This window comes from Halarsenatibacter silvermanii, from assembly GCF_900103135.1.
GTDB lineage: Bacteria > Bacillota > Halanaerobiia > Halanaerobiales > Halarsenatibacteraceae > Halarsenatibacter > Halarsenatibacter silvermanii.
In genome coordinates this window covers 12213-29259 of sequence record NZ_FNGO01000030.1, presented here as the reverse complement: position 1 = coordinate 29259, position 17047 = coordinate 12213, and the positions used below count along the sequence as shown (strand labels likewise).

Annotated in this window: 17 protein-coding genes and 1 tRNA gene; 3 read left to right on the top strand and 15 right to left on the bottom strand. The window is 43.3% G+C overall.

Annotated elements, in window-relative coordinates:
* Positions 1–150 precede the first annotated feature (150 nt).
* Positions 151–1947 carry a translation elongation factor 4 gene (gene lepA / locus BLT15_RS11760; RefSeq protein WP_089762023.1) on the bottom strand — a complete coding sequence of 599 codons (1797 nt, stop codon included), beginning with the start codon at positions 1945–1947 and terminating at the stop codon, positions 151–153.
* A 152-nt stretch (positions 1948–2099) separates the two neighbouring features.
* Between lepA and rpsT the strand changes: the two genes are divergently transcribed.
* Positions 2100–2381, top strand: coding sequence for a 30S ribosomal protein S20 (gene rpsT / locus BLT15_RS11755; RefSeq protein WP_089762020.1), 282 nt, complete (start codon positions 2100–2102; stop codon positions 2379–2381).
* A 130-nt stretch (positions 2382–2511) separates the two neighbouring features.
* On the opposite strand, the gene holA is transcribed toward rpsT, so the two are convergent.
* The 5 genes from holA to BLT15_RS11730 all read right to left on the bottom strand — a co-directional run bounded on the left by holA (position 2512) and on the right by BLT15_RS11730 (position 7030).
* The gene (holA, locus tag BLT15_RS11750; RefSeq protein WP_089762018.1) at positions 2512–3516 is read right to left on the bottom strand and encodes a DNA polymerase III subunit delta; all 1005 of its coding nucleotides are present in this window, start codon (positions 3514–3516) and stop codon (positions 2512–2514) included.
* A 25-nt stretch (positions 3517–3541) separates the two neighbouring features.
* The gene (locus BLT15_RS11745) at positions 3542–5005 is read right to left on the bottom strand and encodes a ComEC/Rec2 family competence protein (RefSeq protein WP_159429940.1); all 1464 of its coding nucleotides are present in this window, start codon (positions 5003–5005) and stop codon (positions 3542–3544) included.
* Positions 5006–5223: 218 nt separating this feature from the next.
* The gene (locus BLT15_RS11740) at positions 5224–5874 is read right to left on the bottom strand and encodes a ComEA family DNA-binding protein (protein ID WP_089762013.1); all 651 of its coding nucleotides are present in this window, start codon (positions 5872–5874) and stop codon (positions 5224–5226) included.
* A gap of 106 nt (positions 5875–5980) precedes the next feature.
* Positions 5981–6604: a uridine kinase gene (gene udk / locus BLT15_RS11735; RefSeq protein ID WP_200769766.1), complete on the bottom strand. Its 624-nt coding sequence runs from the start codon at positions 6602–6604 to the stop codon at positions 5981–5983.
* Between the two features lie 165 nt (positions 6605–6769).
* Positions 6770–7030, bottom strand: a complete 261-nt coding sequence (locus tag BLT15_RS11730) for a stage V sporulation protein S (protein WP_089762008.1) — start codon at positions 7028–7030, stop codon at positions 6770–6772.
* A 310-nt stretch (positions 7031–7340) separates the two neighbouring features.
* Here BLT15_RS11730 and BLT15_RS11725 point away from each other — a divergent pair, with 310 nt between their 5' ends.
* Positions 7341–8174: a zinc metalloprotease HtpX gene (locus BLT15_RS11725; RefSeq protein WP_089762006.1), complete on the top strand. Its 834-nt coding sequence runs from the start codon at positions 7341–7343 to the stop codon at positions 8172–8174.
* A 128-nt stretch (positions 8175–8302) separates the two neighbouring features.
* Here BLT15_RS11725 and BLT15_RS11720 read toward each other — a convergent pair whose 3' ends face one another.
* Both BLT15_RS11720 and BLT15_RS11715 read right to left on the bottom strand, forming a co-directional pair.
* The gene (locus BLT15_RS11720) at positions 8303–8503 is read right to left on the bottom strand and encodes a hypothetical protein (RefSeq protein ID WP_089762003.1); all 201 of its coding nucleotides are present in this window, start codon (positions 8501–8503) and stop codon (positions 8303–8305) included.
* Positions 8504–8542: 39 nt separating this feature from the next.
* Positions 8543–9385: an RnfABCDGE type electron transport complex subunit D gene (locus BLT15_RS11715; protein WP_089762001.1), complete on the bottom strand. Its 843-nt coding sequence runs from the start codon at positions 9383–9385 to the stop codon at positions 8543–8545.
* A gap of 141 nt (positions 9386–9526) precedes the next feature.
* Here BLT15_RS11715 and BLT15_RS11710 point away from each other — a divergent pair, with 141 nt between their 5' ends.
* On the top strand, positions 9527–10585 hold the full coding sequence (locus BLT15_RS11710; RefSeq protein ID WP_089761999.1) for a uroporphyrinogen decarboxylase family protein: 1059 nt from the start codon (positions 9527–9529) through the stop codon (positions 10583–10585).
* A 289-nt stretch (positions 10586–10874) separates the two neighbouring features.
* Here the strand turns inward: BLT15_RS11710 and BLT15_RS11705 are convergent.
* The 7 genes from BLT15_RS11705 to BLT15_RS11675 all read right to left on the bottom strand — a co-directional run bounded on the left by BLT15_RS11705 (position 10875) and on the right by BLT15_RS11675 (position 17044).
* Positions 10875–10973 (bottom strand) — tRNA-Sec (locus BLT15_RS11705).
* A gap of 110 nt (positions 10974–11083) precedes the next feature.
* Positions 11084–11287 (bottom strand): helix-turn-helix domain-containing protein, encoded by a 204-nt coding sequence (locus BLT15_RS11700; RefSeq protein WP_089761996.1) that lies wholly within the window; start codon positions 11285–11287, stop codon positions 11084–11086.
* A gap of 262 nt (positions 11288–11549) precedes the next feature.
* On the bottom strand, positions 11550–12281 hold the full coding sequence (locus BLT15_RS11695; RefSeq protein ID WP_089761994.1) for a CBS domain-containing protein: 732 nt from the start codon (positions 12279–12281) through the stop codon (positions 11550–11552).
* 42 nt (positions 12282–12323) lie between these two features.
* The gene (locus BLT15_RS11690) at positions 12324–13115 is read right to left on the bottom strand and encodes a sugar phosphate isomerase/epimerase family protein (protein WP_089761991.1); all 792 of its coding nucleotides are present in this window, start codon (positions 13113–13115) and stop codon (positions 12324–12326) included.
* A 45-nt stretch (positions 13116–13160) separates the two neighbouring features.
* Positions 13161–15116 (bottom strand): selenocysteine-specific translation elongation factor, encoded by a 1956-nt coding sequence (gene selB / locus BLT15_RS11685; protein ID WP_089761989.1) that lies wholly within the window; start codon positions 15114–15116, stop codon positions 13161–13163.
* Positions 15103–16575 carry an L-seryl-tRNA(Sec) selenium transferase gene (selA, locus tag BLT15_RS11680; RefSeq protein WP_234985613.1) on the bottom strand — a complete coding sequence of 491 codons (1473 nt, stop codon included), beginning with the start codon at positions 16573–16575 and terminating at the stop codon, positions 15103–15105. Before selA ends, selB begins: the two co-directional genes overlap by 14 nt.
* A gap of 10 nt (positions 16576–16585) precedes the next feature.
* The gene (locus BLT15_RS11675; protein ID WP_089761984.1) at positions 16586–17044 is read right to left on the bottom strand and encodes a SoxR reducing system RseC family protein; all 459 of its coding nucleotides are present in this window, start codon (positions 17042–17044) and stop codon (positions 16586–16588) included.
* Positions 17045–17047: the final 3 nt, after the last annotated feature.

Sequence of the window (17047 nt, the reverse complement as noted above, 5' to 3'; positions counted from 1 at the left end):
ATAAGATCGGGGAAAAATTTCATTGTGAACGAAGCTTTATATCTTCCAGTACAACTAAATGAGGTTTTTGACACACCTATTAACTAACTGAAGACAAGAAGATCCTTATTTTAATGCTGCTGAATTTATCAACGAAGTGCTAATTATGGCCTAATTACGTTCATCCTTCTCCAGAACCGCCATGAAAGCTTTTTGAGGTATATTTACACTTCCAACCTTTTTCATTCGTTTCTTTCCCTCTTTTTGTTTTTCCAGCTGTTTTCTCTTTCTGGTGAAATCGCCACCGTAAAGGCCTTCCGTGACATCTTTTTTATGGGCAGGAATATCCTCTCTGGCAACTATATTGCTGCCGATGCTGGCCTGCAGGGGAATTTCGAATAACTGTCTGGGTATCTCATCTTTTAATTTTTTGAGAATAGCTCTCCCCCGCTTTTCAGCTACATCGCGCGGCACGACCAGGGAAAGAGCATCCACCTGTTCTTTATTGACCAGAATGTCGAGTTTGACCAGATCTGATTCTCTGTAGCCTATCTGTTCATAATCCAGTGTGGCATACCCCTGGCTGCAGGATTTTAATCTGTCGAAAAAATCTGTGATTATTTCGCTCATGGGGATTTCATAATTTAAAATAACCCTCTGTCTGTCCAAAAAATTCATCTCCTCGAACTCTCCTCTGTTGTTTTCGCAGAGCTCCATAACTGCACCTATATGCTCTTCAGGAACTCCTAACTCCGCTCTCACATAGGGCTCTTCCACCCATTCTATCTCATTTTTCGGCGGAAAGTGAGAGGGGTTTTCTATCTTAGCCGTTTCGCCATCAGTTTTAACCACCTTATAAATAACGCTGGGAGCGGTGGTGATAAGATCGATATCATATTCACGCTCGAGTCGTTCCTGTACAACTTCCATGTGCAGAAGCCCCAAAAATCCACACCGGAATCCATAACCGAGTGCTGATGAACTTTCTGACTCATATCTGAGGGCTGCATCGTTAAGCTGCAGCTTTTCCAGCGCCTGCTCCAGCAGGCTGTAATCATCATTGTCGGAGGGATATAAGCCCGAAAATACCATCGGTTTTATCTCTCTGTATCCCGGAAGGGGTGATTCGGCACTATTTTGGGCCTCAGTGATAGTTTCACCCACCCGACAGTTTCTAATATTTTTGATGTTAGCGATCAAATAACCTACATCACCGGGCTTTAAATAATCCGTCTCTTTCATTCGGGGGGTGAAGATGCCGACCTCTTCCACCTCATAATTTTTTCCGCTGGCCATTAATTTAATTTCATCTCCAGCACTTATATCGCCCTCGAAAACTCTCAGGTGAGGAATAACTCCCCTGTAGGAATCATAGGCTGAATCGAAAACTAAAGCCTGAGTGGGATTATCTATCCCGCCCTGAGGGGCCGGAATTTCCTCGATTATCGCGTCCAGTATCTCATCTATCCCCCTGCCCTCCTTTGCGCTGGCCAGGATGGCATCGTCCGGCTCTATCTCGAGTTCTATCAGCTGTTCTTTGACAGACTGAGCATCCGCCTGGGGTAGATCCATCTTGTTTATAACCGGGATTATTTTCAAATCATTTTCCCGGGCCAGATAAACGTTGGCCAGGGTCTGAGCTTCCACTCCCTGCACGGCATCGACTACCAGCAGTGCTCCTTCGCAGGCTGCCAGACTTCTCGATACTTCGTAGGTGAAGTCCACGTGACCGGGAGTATCTATGAGATTGAGATTATGACCCCGGTAGGGAAGGGTGATCGTCTGAGCTTTTATTGTTATCCCTTTTTCGCGCTCCAGATCCATGCTGTCAAGAAATTGATCTTTCATCTCTCTTTCTTCAACCATATTTGTTCTTTCCAAAAAACGATCGGCCAGGGTCGACTTGCCGTGATCAATATGAGCTATTATGCAAAAATTCCTCTTCTTTTCGGTATCTTTATTAAACAACTAAGAAATCCTCCTTTGATTGGGGGCCGGCAATATTTGCATTAAGACGGCCTATCTGGTAGAATTAAATCTGTGTGGGTTTTCCTCTGATAATATATCTGCTGTTCCTGAATTCAGATAAACATACATCATTAAATGGGAGGTGCAAAAATATGCCAACTTTGAAAACCAATACTGAAAAAAGAATTAGAGTGGAAGAAAGAAATACCAGATATAATCGTAAATGGCGGCAAAAGCTCAAGGATGCCATAAAGGATTTTGAAATCAAACTCTCAAAAGGTGATCAGGAGGAAGCAAAAGAAGCTCTTTCCAGAGCTTTTAAAGTTCTGGATAAAGTTGCCGGAAAGGATATAATACCCAAGAAAAGAGCCGCCCGGCGCAAGTCCAAACTTCACAGAAATTATAACGAAAAGTTCTCTCCTGAAACAGAGTAATTCAGAAAAGGATAGTCCGTAAAAAATTTATATGCCCGACAATTTTATGCCTGACCCAATATGCTTACCTCCCTGCCAGTATACGGCATCTGAAAGGAGGTAAGTTTTTTATTTTTACAGAACGCAAATGTTAAATCTGCAGCAGAAAATCTTCAACCGGATCTTTTTTGTCCACATACTTCCCCCTGACAATGCGTCGATTTGCCCGCAGAAGCTTTTTTAATGCAGCCAGCAATTCTTCACGCTCGAATTTTTTCTCCTGTTTGAGGCATTTCTTAATCGCATAGGGATGCTCCTGCAGATGTCCGGCTATCTGGCGATGATTATCCCCGTGCGCTTTTCTGGCTTCCTTGACAGATAAAAGCAATCTCAGCTGCCTTTTCAGCATAGATAGCACGTATAAAGGACTGCGTCCGTTTTTAATGATCTCCCGATAAAGCCTTACCGCCTCGGGCTTATCTCCCCGGGCCCAGCAATCGACCAGTTCGAAAATAATTTTTTCACCGGTTATACCTTCCTGGCTCAGAACATCTTTACATTCTTCAAAGTATAAATTCTCATCGGCAAACTTGAAAGTTGCAAGCTTTTCAATCTCTTTATTGAGCGCCTCGAGATCTTCTCCAAAGAGGAAATTCAATTTTTCCACCAGTTCTCTATCAGGCTTTTTATCGAGGGCTTGAAATTTCTTATTGATCCATCTTTTCAATTCACCCGAGCGTGGCGTGTTAAGTTCAACAAATTCTCCCGCTTTTTTTATGGCATTTACGGTCTTCAGCCTTCCATCCACCCCGCCCACAGCATAGAAAAATATTGCAGCATTTTCAGGCGTGTCGTTTATTATTTCTATGACTCTTTCATCAAATCCTGTGCTCCGGGAGAAAAGATCATTGCATTCCACAATGATGAATTTGTAATCTGAGAGCATACCAATATTGTAAACTGACTGGTTGAGCTCTCTTAAGAAATTGTCCTCTCCATCCTCAAGCTTTATTTTATCATATTTTTCTCCGGAGTCCATAAATTTATTTTCAATCTTACCTAAAAGCTGTTTTATCAGATATCTTTCCTCTCCGGTTATTAAGTGAGGCTGCATCAAATCTTTATAATTCCTATTCAGCAGTTTTTTTTCACCCATGAATTTATTTTCCCCTCGATGAAAGTTATAGTTTCCCCAGCTGCCTGAAAAGAAAAGCAGCGATATGCAAAAAATTAAATAGCAAGAAAACTTCCAGACTTATGCTTCTAAAGTTTATCATTTTTCCCGAACAGAGTTTCCTTCCCACCAGGATTTTTTCCAGATAATGAGGCAGAATGAAAAGAAGAATGTAAAATGACAGCAGCGGAGAAAACATGAATGTTTCCGGCAAAGAAGAAAAGCTTTCAGCCTCCCGCAGAAATTCGCTCTCGAGATATAGAGGCAGCCGTGACATTATTTCGGTCAGATAGAAAAAAGGAGCGAGCATAAAACTGCTCAAACGGGCCAGTAAAGAAGCTGCCCGAAAGTTGAAAGGAGCAGCCAGCAGAAATATTAGATTTATGAGCAATATGGGTCCGAGAAGCGGGACCAGAATTAGATTGGCAGCCAGACCATTTAAATTGAATACCCCTGAAATTCTTAAAAGCAGTGGTTGAGAACCCAGTTGAGCAGTTAGGCTCAGCAAAAAAGGCGTAAATTTTACCGGGCTCAAATCTCTCAACCGCGGCAGAAAAATAAGCAGAGAGGTAACGACCAGAAATGAAAGCTGAAAGCTGATCAAATAAAGATAATAGGGGTTTAATAGCAGCACCAATATTCCCGTCAACCCCAGCACGTTCAGTGAAGCTGTTTTTTGTTCCACAGAAAACAGGATTATCCAGACCGAGCTCATGATGCCTGCCCGCAAAAGGGAGGGGCTGGCTCCAGCCAGAAAAACATATCCCAGAATAAAAGGCAGGGAGAGATATTTTACTTTATCGATGCCGGTAATACCGCCCAGTCCCCGTAAAAATCCCAGGCTGAAAATAGTTATATATCCTATATGCAGGCCGGAAAGAGCCAGCAGATGTCCCACACCCGCCCGGCGCATCAAAACTGCCATCTCTCCGGTATTATCTCTCATTCCCAGCAGCAAAGCTTTTAGGAGATTGGACTCTTCCTCTTGAAAATGTTTGTCCAGATATCCGGACAACAAACTTCTCAAATTATTCAGGCTGAAAGTAAATCTGCTGGAATCAGGCTTTTTACCCTCTAAAACATTGAAATCGCTGACAGTATAATAATTTCCTGCGGTGATGTTCCTGGCAGAGGCGGAGACTTCTTCCGGGTCATATTCCCGCGGGTTTATACTGCCGGCGGGAACTTCTAAAACCGTGCCTTTGTCGAGTTCGCTTTTGGTATTCAAACTTATCAGGACAGAAAAAAGATCCGGATAAAAACTTTTGTGATAGAATTTTCTGGCCCGAAGAATATAACCGTGTCGATCAAAATCTATAACTTCAGCCACAATCGTCCTGTCGGAAAGCCCGGCCAGAAAATAACCGGTATTATGGCGCTGGATGAAATCCCAGCGAACTAACATAACCGCCGTGATAATAAGCATTATTAAAATCAGCCAGGCGGAAAGACCTGTGAACTTTTTCAGCAAAATATCTGTTTTATCAGAATATGAATCATCCCCTGGATCATCGCAGTATAAGCCGCACAAAAAATTTGATGAGCTTTTCTGCTTTGAGATCAGGGCTGCTGCCAAAATCACAGGGCTCAAAAAAAATACCGCTGAAGTTTCCAGAAGCCTGGCTAACTCAATTAATATTATGAGATAGATAAATCCAAACAAAAAGGGATAAGAGGAATAAAGACCTTTCATTTGACCGTCACATGATCGCGCAGATTTTCAACAGTCACCTCTCCAATTCCCGGCACTCTGCTCAATTCCTCGACGGAATTAAATTCTCCATTTTCCCGGCGGTAGGCAACGATCTCCTCAGCCCTGACCTCACCTATCCCGGAAAGAGATTCTAAAAGGGAGGCGTCGGCCTGATTCAAATCAATTGGAGACGAAGAATAACCGGCGGGCTGCTGGCCAGATTTCTTTTCTAAACTCCCGGAATCTGCTTCGCTCAAAAACTTTTCGGCGCTTCCTGCTGTGTCCTGACTCCCTCCAGGAATGTTGATCATTTCACCGTCTTCCAGCCTGCGGGCCAGATTTATCACATCGAGATTTGCATTATCCCCCTCACCTCCGGCAGCGATGATTCCATCGACAATGCGTGATCCTTCTTTGAGATGATAAACCCCGGGTTGATTGACCTCGCCGGCTACATGCACTGTAATTTTCACATTGTTCCTGTTTTCTCCTTCCTCTGCTGAACCGACCTGACCTGTCTGTGCCGGCGGCCCGGATACTTCAGAATCAGTCTCTCCGCCCGGAAAAATGCCAGCCCGCCCGAACCAAAAAGCAGCTACAGCAATGACCACGATTAACGCCCAAAATTTCTCGCCCCTGATAACCATTTATATTCACCTCATTTTATTGAGATGATATATACTTCGGGGGCGATTACAAAAATCCTTTTAATTTCCTTAAAATGGATAAACAAAGCTTTTGAAAAATCCTTTGCTATTTCCCGCTCACCTTTTCCAGGTGACCTCTGATCTTTTCTATCAGCAGATCGTTGGCGATATCATTCAAACCGCCGTGGGGAATTATTATATCAGCTTTTGATTTGCTGGGCTCTACAAACTGCTCGTGCATGGGCTTGACGGTGGAAATATACTGTTTTTTGACCGACTGCAGAGTTCTATCCCTTTCCTTGATATCCCTGCTGATTCTGCGCAGCAGCCTGATATCGCTGTCAGTGTCGACATAGATTCTCAGATCGTACTGTGAACACAGCGATTGATAATAAAGAGCCAGAATTCCCTCGACTATAATTATGCGGGAGGGCTGAACCGGGCAGGTTTCCTGAAGGCGACGATTGGTTTTAAAGTTATAGACCGGTCTTTTGACCGTTTTACCATCCCTGAGCTTATCCAGGTGTTGGTTGAGTAATGAAATTTCGAAAGCATCGGGATGATCGAAGTTTATCTGATCTTCAGGTTCGTCGAAGTATTCCAGATCATGATAATAATAATCCAGCTTCAATATGGAAACTTCATCCGCAAAAGAATTCTTTAAAATCTTCGCCAGAGTTGTTTTACCTGAAGCCGTCCCGCCCCCGATTCCCAGCATCAATACCTCCACGTCAACATCCTCCTCAGATCGATTTTGACAGCTGTATCTTATTATAGCAGAATAGCCAGGGCTAAACAAGATAAAGACAACATATAAAGCCCCCTCCCGCTTAATTCCGGAAGGGGGAAATGATTTTCTGAAAATGATTTAGCAGCAAAATATCAACGCCATTAATTATCGGGGCTCGACTATAAATTTAATGGCAGTTCTTTCCTCTCCGTCTATTTCGATATCAGTAAAAGCTGGAATGCAGATCAAATCCATTCCGGAAGGCGCCACAAACCCCCTGGCTATAGCGATCGCCTTAACCGCTTGATTAATAGCTCCGGCCCCTATAGCCTGCAGTTCTGCTGCTCCCTCTTCGCGAAGAACACCTGCAAGAGCGCCTGCCACAGAATTAGGACTGGAATCTGCTGCTACTTTCAGTACTTCCATGAAAAAACCTCCTTTAATTTTGTGTGTTATTTAGTTGCCTGTAAAAAAAATTTATCTGTCCCTTATGTTTAAGCTCTGTAGGGAGGGCTGCAGCTTCAATTATATAATTATCTACAGTTGAAAAGATTCCTGCCTAAAAAGAAATAAAGAACTAAATTTTTTTAATAATAACTTAAATTGAGAATATAATTTCAATTATAATGAGCTGCTGATTATATCTGCTTGCACTGATGGTAAAGATAAGTTAAAATTAAGATAGGCAAATCGCTTTGAAGATAAGTGTATCGTTTTATAAAGGGGTGATGAAAAAATGTACAGATTTAAAACTTTTCTCTTGATGACTCTGCTCACAGTGATTTTCATAATTCTGGGCGGAGCTATAGCTGGAGAAGGCGGACTGTTTACAGCTTTCATATTTGCTCTTGTGCTCAATTTTATCAGCTACTGGTACAGTGACAGGATTGCTATAAAGATGACTAAATCTAAGCCTCTTCCCAAAGAAAAGGCGCCGAATTTGCACAGAATGATTGAGGATCTGAGCAGAAAAGCTGACCTTCCCAAACCGGACGTTTATATTACGCCTTCCAATCAGCCCAATGCTTTTGCTACCGGCCGCAGCCCCAATAAAGCAGCCATAGCCCTGACCGAAGGTATAATGGACATGCTTGATAAGGAGGAGCTTGAAGGCGTTATTGCGCATGAACTGTCTCATATAAAGAATCGCGATACGCTGATTAGCACTCTGGCAGCCGTGATGGCTGGTGCTCTGGCCTTTATTGCCCGGCTGGGCAGATACAGGATGCTGTTCGGGAGGAGAAACAAAGGAGCGGGAGCGCTGCTGCAGATTGCCGCTTTGATATTTGCTCCCCTGGCGGCGATAATAGTGAAAATGGCCATCTCGAGAACAAGGGAATACAAAGCGGATGCTCGGGCTGCCGAGATATCGGGCAGGCCGGATGGGCTGGCCAGTGCTCTGGAAAAAATGGAGAGATACATGAAAAGCGGCGGAGAAAATATGGAGGTTAACGAAGCAACATCTCATATGTTTATTTTAAATCCGCTGTCCAGCGAGGGCATAAGCAAACTTTTCAGCAGCCATCCTCCCACCGAGGACAGGATTACCAGGCTGCGCCAGATGAGATAAAGACATCTGATCGGCCGATTAAATTCTTTTTATGATCTGTTGCAGGCAAAAAACCCGCCGGATTAACTGCAGCTTTAGAATCCGGCGGGTTGATTTGTTGTTGCCCCATTAATACCCTTTATTTACCTTTAACCGGCAGCTCCCAGCACAATCACCATGTAAAGAACTGAGAAGATAACCGAACCTTTTATTGCTGTTTTTTTGGCCTCTTTTTTGACAGATGTATCATTTTCTTCATCCTGTTTGGTTTTAACCGAATAGGTTACAAATCCGACTATTAACATACCGATAGCAAGGGTGATCACCCTCCAGAGGGTAGCTTCTGTCAATTTTTACACCTCCCGAAATATTAGCCTGACATTAAATCTTTAGCGAGCAGGCTTGAAAGCACTATCGAGATAAGGAACGAAGATATTCATCACCAGTATTCCGAAGGCCACCCCTTCAGGCAGCCAGCCCCAGAACCTCATACTCATGATTATCAAACCTATGCCAATCCCAAAAACAATCTGCCCTTTCGGATAACGGGGAGAGGTCATGGGATCGGTAGCATAAAAGAAAGATCCTATCATAACACTGCCAGTAAAGAGATGAAAAATTGGATTATGGCCCATCACCAGAGCAAAGACAGCTACAGTTGCCAGTATGGAGGCGGGAATTCGCCAGCGAGCATACTTTTTATAAATGATATAGGCTCCTCCAGCCAGAATTAAAAGGGCGGAAAGTTCGCCCAGGCTTCCTGAGACCAGTCCTAAAAAAGCATCTCCGGAGGCTGCCATTTCTCCTGTATCCCAGAAATTGGTAAGGGGGGTGGCAGTACTGGAAAGATCAACCCTGGATCTCCAGGGGGACAGGGCTGCGGGAAAAGCAAAAATCAAAAACAGTCTGCCCAATAAAGCCGGATTGAATAGATTTCGAGCAAATCCTCCAAATATTTCTTTGCCGACAATCACCCCGAAGGCTACAGAGATAACTGCTGCATAAACCGGGGTGGAGGGCGAAAGCGTAAAAGCAAAAAGCAGACCTGTAACCACTCCACTGTAATTGCTTATCTTAAGCGGCTGACCGGTCAGCTTTTGATAGATTGCTTCTGAAGCCACTGCCGCTATGATAGAAGCTGCTATGAGTATAAAAGCGGACATTCTGTAACTATACAAAGCATATAAAGTTACTGGAGTTAAGGCCAATAGCACACCTTTCATCATCTTCATATTTATCTAACCTCCTGTAGTATTTTATGTAGAATACAATTTTATCCTAAAAACATATTATCATAAATATTTAAGCCACGCAAACAATAATTATTATTATTTGGTCGATATAATTATAGAAAAAGGAAGGCTGGGTCACAGATGCCAGAACTGCAGTCAAAAATTCACAGGTCGCAGGATTTTACTCTTACAGCTCAAATGCATGAACATGCTCTTGAGATTACTGATAATGATGGACATGAGGTTTATCAAAATCCTGAAAAACTGGTCGAAGCAATCCTGACAGTACAGAATAGATATGGATTTGATCTGCCTGTGCTGGGCTATGATGTATACAACGTCGAGGCTGAAGCATTGGGCAAAAAAATACATTTTCTTCAAAATCAGGCCCCCCAGCAGAGCGAGGCAAATCTGATAGAGGATCTTTCGCAGGTTAAAGAAATCATACCTAAATACTCACCTGATGATTTAAGAAACCGGGATAGATTTGCCTATGTTCTGGAAGCTACGGAAATCTTCATAGAAAAAACCGGTTCAATACCCTATCTTCAGTTTACAGCTCCGTTCACGCTGGCAGCCAGATTGATTGATTTTGAAAAACTGCTTACTTCAATGATTTCCAGACCCGATCCTGTTCATGTTTTTCTCGAAGTTTTGACAGAGAGAGTTTTGCTCCCCTGGCTTTCACTTCAGAAGGAGAAATTTCCCGGAGCAGAAATATATCTGGGGGCAGATGCCCTGGCTTCTCCTCCCAATCTGAGCACCGAAATGCTGGAAGAGTTTGTGCTGCCCTATGTTGAACTGCTCAAAAAAGAAGTGGGATCAGGTGTCGGAATAGTAAACTGGTGGGGGGAAGCGAGTGTTAAAAACCTGGAGGATTTTCTGGAGTTGAAAAGAGAAGTATCTCCTCATGGTGAGCACCTGCGCGTTCAGGACCCTGACCTCAACCAGATTGACCTTTCCCTTTTGAAAGATTATGTGAAAGACCAGAAGATGCATCTAACATTAGGCATCTCAGCCCGGCTTTTAAATAGAGGTGATGGCCAGCAGATACGGCAAAGACTAAAAAGATATATCGCTCTGTCCGAAGAATTAACCCATCTTACAATATATTTCTGCAGCCTGGGAAGCGATACACCTCCTGAAAACATAAAACATGCTGTGTCGACAGCCCGATCTATTTTTCAAAATACAAACTAAACATTCAGCTTTAAAGGCAATATTATTCGGAGAGTAAAATATGTAACTTACTTCTATCTCTAAAACTGTTAATATTGTATCTAGAAAATTTATGGAGGTGATCGTTTTGGGAAATTATAATTGTCATCTCAAAAAATCATGTGAAAATTTCGATGAAAGGTGTGCCGTCTGTTTGAATAACAGCGAGTACAGCCCTTATAAAAAGGTTAATAAAGCTTGAGAAATGTCCGGAAATCCGGGGTTGGAGCAAAAGCAGATAAGACAATATGTTATTGCTGAAAAATATAAATGGCGGGAATGTGTGGGAATCGAACCCACCGCGGGCCGGTCAGCCGACCCGCCAACGGATTTGAAGTCCGTGGAGCCCACCATGGGCTCAGCCATTCCCGCAATATAACTTTTCACCGCATTTTATTATAATATATATGCCTGACGATGTAAAGAATTTCATCAGAACATCTCACTCCGATCAGCCAAAATTATATTTTGCTTTGCCGGTCAGCCTCTCCAGCCTACAGTATAATTTATTTCTTTATTTTTGTTTTCCAAAAATTCGCATATGTCTCTTTCCGATATTCTCCAATGATTTAAAACTTTCTTTCCTCCCAGCTCTCCCGATTCCAAAAGATCCACTATCTCTGAATGGGGAATGTCGAGCACACCGCTCAATTCTTCTGGATAATAAACTTTGATTGTATCCACCTCCCTCTCCTTATGCTCATGACGTCATAATTTATTAAAAATATTCACAAAATTAATTTTAAAAAATATGGCGAAGTAAAATTATATGATTTATTTCATCAACAATGTGAGCATTGTATCTTAATGATATCACTGAAGTGAAGACATTACAAGTGCTTAAAGTCGTATTCTGAAATTTTATCTGGATCTTCTTCCTATCAGCTGTTTAGGAGGAGAACCTTTTATATAAAAATCAGCAAAGAAAATCGATCTACTCTATGGTTTAGGTCGAGAGACTCACGTCGATATTATCATATATGCTGGTGACATCAGACCCGGTTATTATTCCTTCCTGAGCTCCCCCTTTATTTCCCTCATCGGTAATTATAATTGCCTCAAGCCTCTCTCCTCTTTTATTGGCTTCTTTGAAAAGATTGAGCACCTCAACCACAGAAGTTCTCCTGTCGACAATTTCGTATCGGCAGTGACCTTCTCTATACTCCAGTACATCTTTAACCCTGACATTACCTGCAGATACTTCGATGCTGTCATTGTCATTCAAAGACCCGAGCCATCTGGCTATACTGTTGCTGGTTAAAAGATCTATTATATGATCGTTGCTGTCGATGACTGGAACCTGAGAAAAATTATTTTCTCTCATCTTCCTGGTAGCTTCGATCAAAAAACCATCTGCTGATGCTGTTAAAACTTCCTTTTTAAAAAGTGGTATTACCGAAGGAGGGTTTTTGATCACATCTTTTATTTTTCTTAGCACTTCCAGTGATTTTTCGTTGGGTACGGCATAAAATTCATGGTTGTGTACAAGCAAATTCCTGACATTTCTGATATGACGCAGCTGATCGTAATAATATTCTATGACACTGTGTTTTTCCCTGAATTCATCGATCAGGTTATGAAAGCTTTGATGTCCGGAGACTTCACTCTCACTCTGCAGGTGCTGTTCTATTTCTTTAAAAATATCGAGAAATTCTCTGCTTCTTTTCTCTTCAAACAAATTTTTGCCTCCTCATACACCGGCTGCCCTGAATAATATGAATCAATTTACCTGCGGATATATTCCAGCAGATGAAAGGTAAGCCAGAGATCTTTTGATCGGAGTCAGATCATCAAACCCTACCTCCAGAACAACCGAGGGTGATAGATCGAATCTATTTAAAACTAAATTCAGCCGCTGCCAGTTTATATTGCCGGTTCCTATCGCGCTGTGAGAATCGACCTCACCCCGGTTATCACTGTAATGAATTTCCTTGATATTATTCCTTAAGACCGTGATCCATTCCCATATTTGGGACCGGGAATGAAGATTCAAATGACCTGTATCCAGACAGACGCCAAAATCGGGAGAATTTATTCTTCCAATCAGACGCTTTAGCAGATCGGGAGAGCGGTCGAATACGTTTTCGAGCAAAATTTCGAGGCCATACTTTTTCATCATTCTTTCAAAAAAATTTGCATTTTCTTGCAGCCACTGTTCGCGGTACATTTCGTGTTTAATCTGGGGGATGTAATTGGTGTGAAATATAATTCTATTGGCCCCCAGTTTACTGGCCGTTTTACAATTGAACTCCAGGCGGTTTTTTACAACTTCTCTGATTTTTGGATCCGCACTCCCAAGCCTCATATCATTGAAGACTCCATGAAAGGAAGCTATTAATTCATCCGGACAGTTTTGCTGATAAGTTTTGTATATCTGATAAAACTGGCTCTCATCGTCGAGATTATAGGGTATGGCAAAGTCGACTATCTCAAATTTTAACCCTCTATCTTCTGCGAATTTCCTGTAGCTTTTTAATTTAAAATAAAGTGGTTGAATTAAAACCTCAGCCATAATAAGATCTCCAGTTTATCGAAGTTTCAAAGTTTATAACTCTCTTCACCGGCTTTTTTCCCCGGAAAGATATCTTTTATCTCCTTTTCTTATGGTAAAGCCTTTTTGATCGAAATACTCCAGAAGAGGAAGACTGTATTTGCGGCTGCTGTTCAATATATCTCGAAATTCAGCCACTTCGATGCTTTCGTTTTCCTGCAGATATTCTCTGAGTCTTTTTTGGGCAAGTTTTACGGCCTCAGTGGAAAAATAGATGTTTTCGGCAACTCTTGTGAGGTCATTCTTTTCTTCTAAAGCATTTATTACTTCGCTCAGCAGGTTCTCCCCGTATTCCTGCCCATATTTTTCTCCCAGGTCCTGACGATCCGGGGGAGTGAACTTATCTTTTTCGAATTCTTCCAGTATTTTTTCCTTCAATTTTTCTGCTTCGTCAAAAAACTCAACTTCAAAGCCATCCAGTGAGATGTACTCATCTTCAAGATCCAATCGGCCTTCTTTTTCCATGATTTCAGTTATCTCTCTGAGTTCATTGATGTTTGCCCTGTATGAAATTTGACTCCGAAGTTCAGCCCTGCTCACACCCCGGCGCAGAGGATATCTGCTGTGGTAATCAGACAGTTTGCTTTCTATTTCCCCTCGCAATTCTTCATAGATAGAAAACTCCATCCAGCGCGGATCCTGATATCGATCCAGTCTCACTATTCTTTTCTCTTTTTCCAGTTTTTCCAGCAGACCATTCAGCCTGGTCTGAGAAAATCCTAATTCCTTTTTTATCTCTGATCGGGAAAGAGGTGCTTCACTCAGTTCAAGATGTAATGTCAGTCTCTCTGCCGGACTTCCCTGCTCTTTGATCTCCAGCTCTCTGGCAGCTTCTTCATCAAGTTTCTTTCTGCGAGGAGGATTGCTCTCTATCACTTCTCCCCCCCCAATTGTTGTTACCGGAGAATATCTTCTGACAACGTAGTCCTCCAGATGACGGGCAACAACCTTTTCTTCCAGGCGATACTGGACCAGGCCGGATTCTCCCGGGAAAATCTCTTCCTTATCGATCATATAGGCCCGACCTATTACCTCTCTGGCTCCAATATGAAATCTTATTCTGGTTCCGTGCTCGAGTATTAAGGGGGCGGATGGCAGTAGATTTAGCCGGCAATCGATAAAACGGGTAGAAGTCAAACTGCCGGGTTCGGCCAGAACATCTCCTCTCTCCACTTCACCGCGGTCGATACCGGCCAGATTAACCCCCACCCTCTCTCCGGGTAGAGCGGTATCTCTCTGTTCATTGTGCACCTGGAGGCTCCTGATTCTAACCTCCTTTTCCCGCGGAAAGAGCGATAAATTCTCTCCTGTTTTGAGAGTCCCGCTGAAAAGAGTTCCTGTAACTATCGTTCCATAACCCTTCAGGGTAAATACTCTGTCGACCGGCATATAGGTGCTGCTTTCCGCATCCTTGGCCGGTATTTTTTCCGCCTGTTCGAGAAGTTTATTCTTCAACTGATCGAGCCCCTGTTTTTCTACGCCAGAAACCTTTACCAGAGGGGCTTCGGCCAAAAAACTATCCTGGAGCTGGTCTCGTATATCGGAAACCACCAGTTCGAGCCACTCATCATCAACTGTATCTGTTTTGCTGACGGCAATTACCCCTCTTTCCACAGAAAGCAGCTCGAGGATAGCAAGGTGCTCTCTTGTCTGGGGCATCACCCCTTCGTCGGCCGCTATGACCAGCAGAGCCAGATCCACTCCCCCGGCTCCAGCCAGCATATTTTTGACGAATTTCTCATGACCGGGCGCATCTATTATTCCAGCTCTGATGCTCTCAGATAGCTTCAGGTCGGTAAAACCCAGATCTATAGATATTCCCCGCTCTTTTTCCTCTTTTAATCTGTCGGTATCCTCCCCTGTTAGGGCGGAAATAAGAGTGGTTTTACCGTGGTCGATGTGACCTGCGGTTCCAATAATGATGTTTTTAACGCTTTCAGCCTGACCGTTAGATTCGCTCAATATTTTCGACCTCCAATCCGGAGGCAGCCCGGGCAATTTTATCGATATCACCCTCAAGCAGGGTTCTCACGTCGAATATGAGACTATTATCGGAGATACGACAAAAAACCGGCGGATAGGACATGCGCATTTTTCGAGCAGCTTTTTCCGCCGCTCCATCAAAACCGGGAAATGAAATCACCACCGTCCAGGAGGGGATTTCTGTCAGGGGGTAGGCACCGCCCCCCACCCGCGATTTTCCTTCGGATATCTTTATCTCAATCTTCTTTTGAAAATCGGTAAAGATGTCTTTCAAACGGGAGGAAAGCTTATAGGCCCTATCTCTGAGTTCATCCGAATCCAGATTGATCATTTTAAGAGTGGGAATTTCTGCCAGAGCCTTTTCTTTACTGTAATATGATTTTAAAGTTCCCTCAAGTCCTGCCAGAGTTAATTTATCAACCCGGATAGCCCGGGTGAGAGGATTCTGCTTCATTTTTTCGATCAAATTTTCTCTGCCCAGTATTATACCAGCCTGAGGGCCTCCTAAAATCTTATCGCCGCTGCAGGTGATGATATCGCCGCCAGAATCCACCCTTTCTTTAAGTGTGGGCTCATAACCCAGACCCAGATCCCGCATATCGAACATGACCCCGCTGCCGAGATCATCGAGTACGGGCAGCTCGTGCTTATCTCCCAGTTTTGAGAGTTTATCTATTGACACGTCGCTGGTGAAGCCCATAATTTTATAGTTGCTGGTGTGAACTTTGAGCAGAAGAGAAGTCCTTTCATTTATTGCGTTTTCGTAATCTTCAATATAAACGCGATTGGTTGTGCCTACCTCCACAAGCTCGGCTCCGCTCTGCTTCATCACGTCGGGAATCCGAAATGATCCGCCTATTTCTACCAGCTCTCCTCGCGAAATTACAACCTCTCCGTCTCCAGCAAATGTAGCAAGAGCCAGCATAACTGCTGCAGCATTATTATTGACGACCAGGGCTGATTCAGCTCCCGTCAGCTGGCATAAGAGCTCGGTTACATTGCTGTAACGAGAACCTCTTTCACCGCTTTCTCTGTCTATCTCGAGAGTGGAGTAATGAGAGCCAGTTCTTTCGATCATGTCCCTGGCTTTCTGCGAAAGCAGAGATCGGCCCAGGTTTGTATGCACTATAACTCCTGTGGCATTTACGGCTGGAGCCAGAGCCGGTCGGGACTTTCCGTCAAGCCTATTTTCTACCAGGGCAACTATCCTGTCCTCGAGCTGCAGCTCATCCAGATAATTCTTAGCCTCCTGCGCGCTTTCTTCCTGGATTTTTGTGAGAAGTGTTTCTCGGAAATCCTCCAGAACTTCTCTGATCGATTTTTTTACAAGCGCACGATTATATTTATCTATCAGCTGAATGATTCCTTTCCACTCAAGGATTTTATCCACAGCAGGAAGTTTTCTGAGTATTTCGTTTTTGTCTGTGATCTTTATCAACCCCCACGATTTATAGACATTCCTCATCGTCTTCAGGGTTAACAACGGCGGTTATTTCAGGATCGAACTCTCTGCTCGATCCAGCTTTATTATCTATCAGCCGCAGCACCATGATAGAAGTGAGGAATGAGAGTGAAGCTCCCAGTATACCGAAAAGCTCGCCTTCCCAGCCCAGATATGCATTTCCTAAAAAACTAAAAACAAAATAACCCAGGATAAGAAAAATAGGGGGGATCAGGTATATAGAGATCGAAGCCAAAAAAATCTGCTTTGCTCCCATCTCCAGAGCTACTGTATCGCCTGGCTGTGCACCTACAGGATTGGCAACATCTACCTCAATTTGATCGATCTCGCTTATTTCTCCGGCAAAACCACAGCTGTGCTCACAGCTTTTACAGGCGGAACTGCGCTGAATTTGAACTGTGGCTCTGCTCCCCTGTGCTTCGATTACTTTGCCCAGTTCCTGCATGAG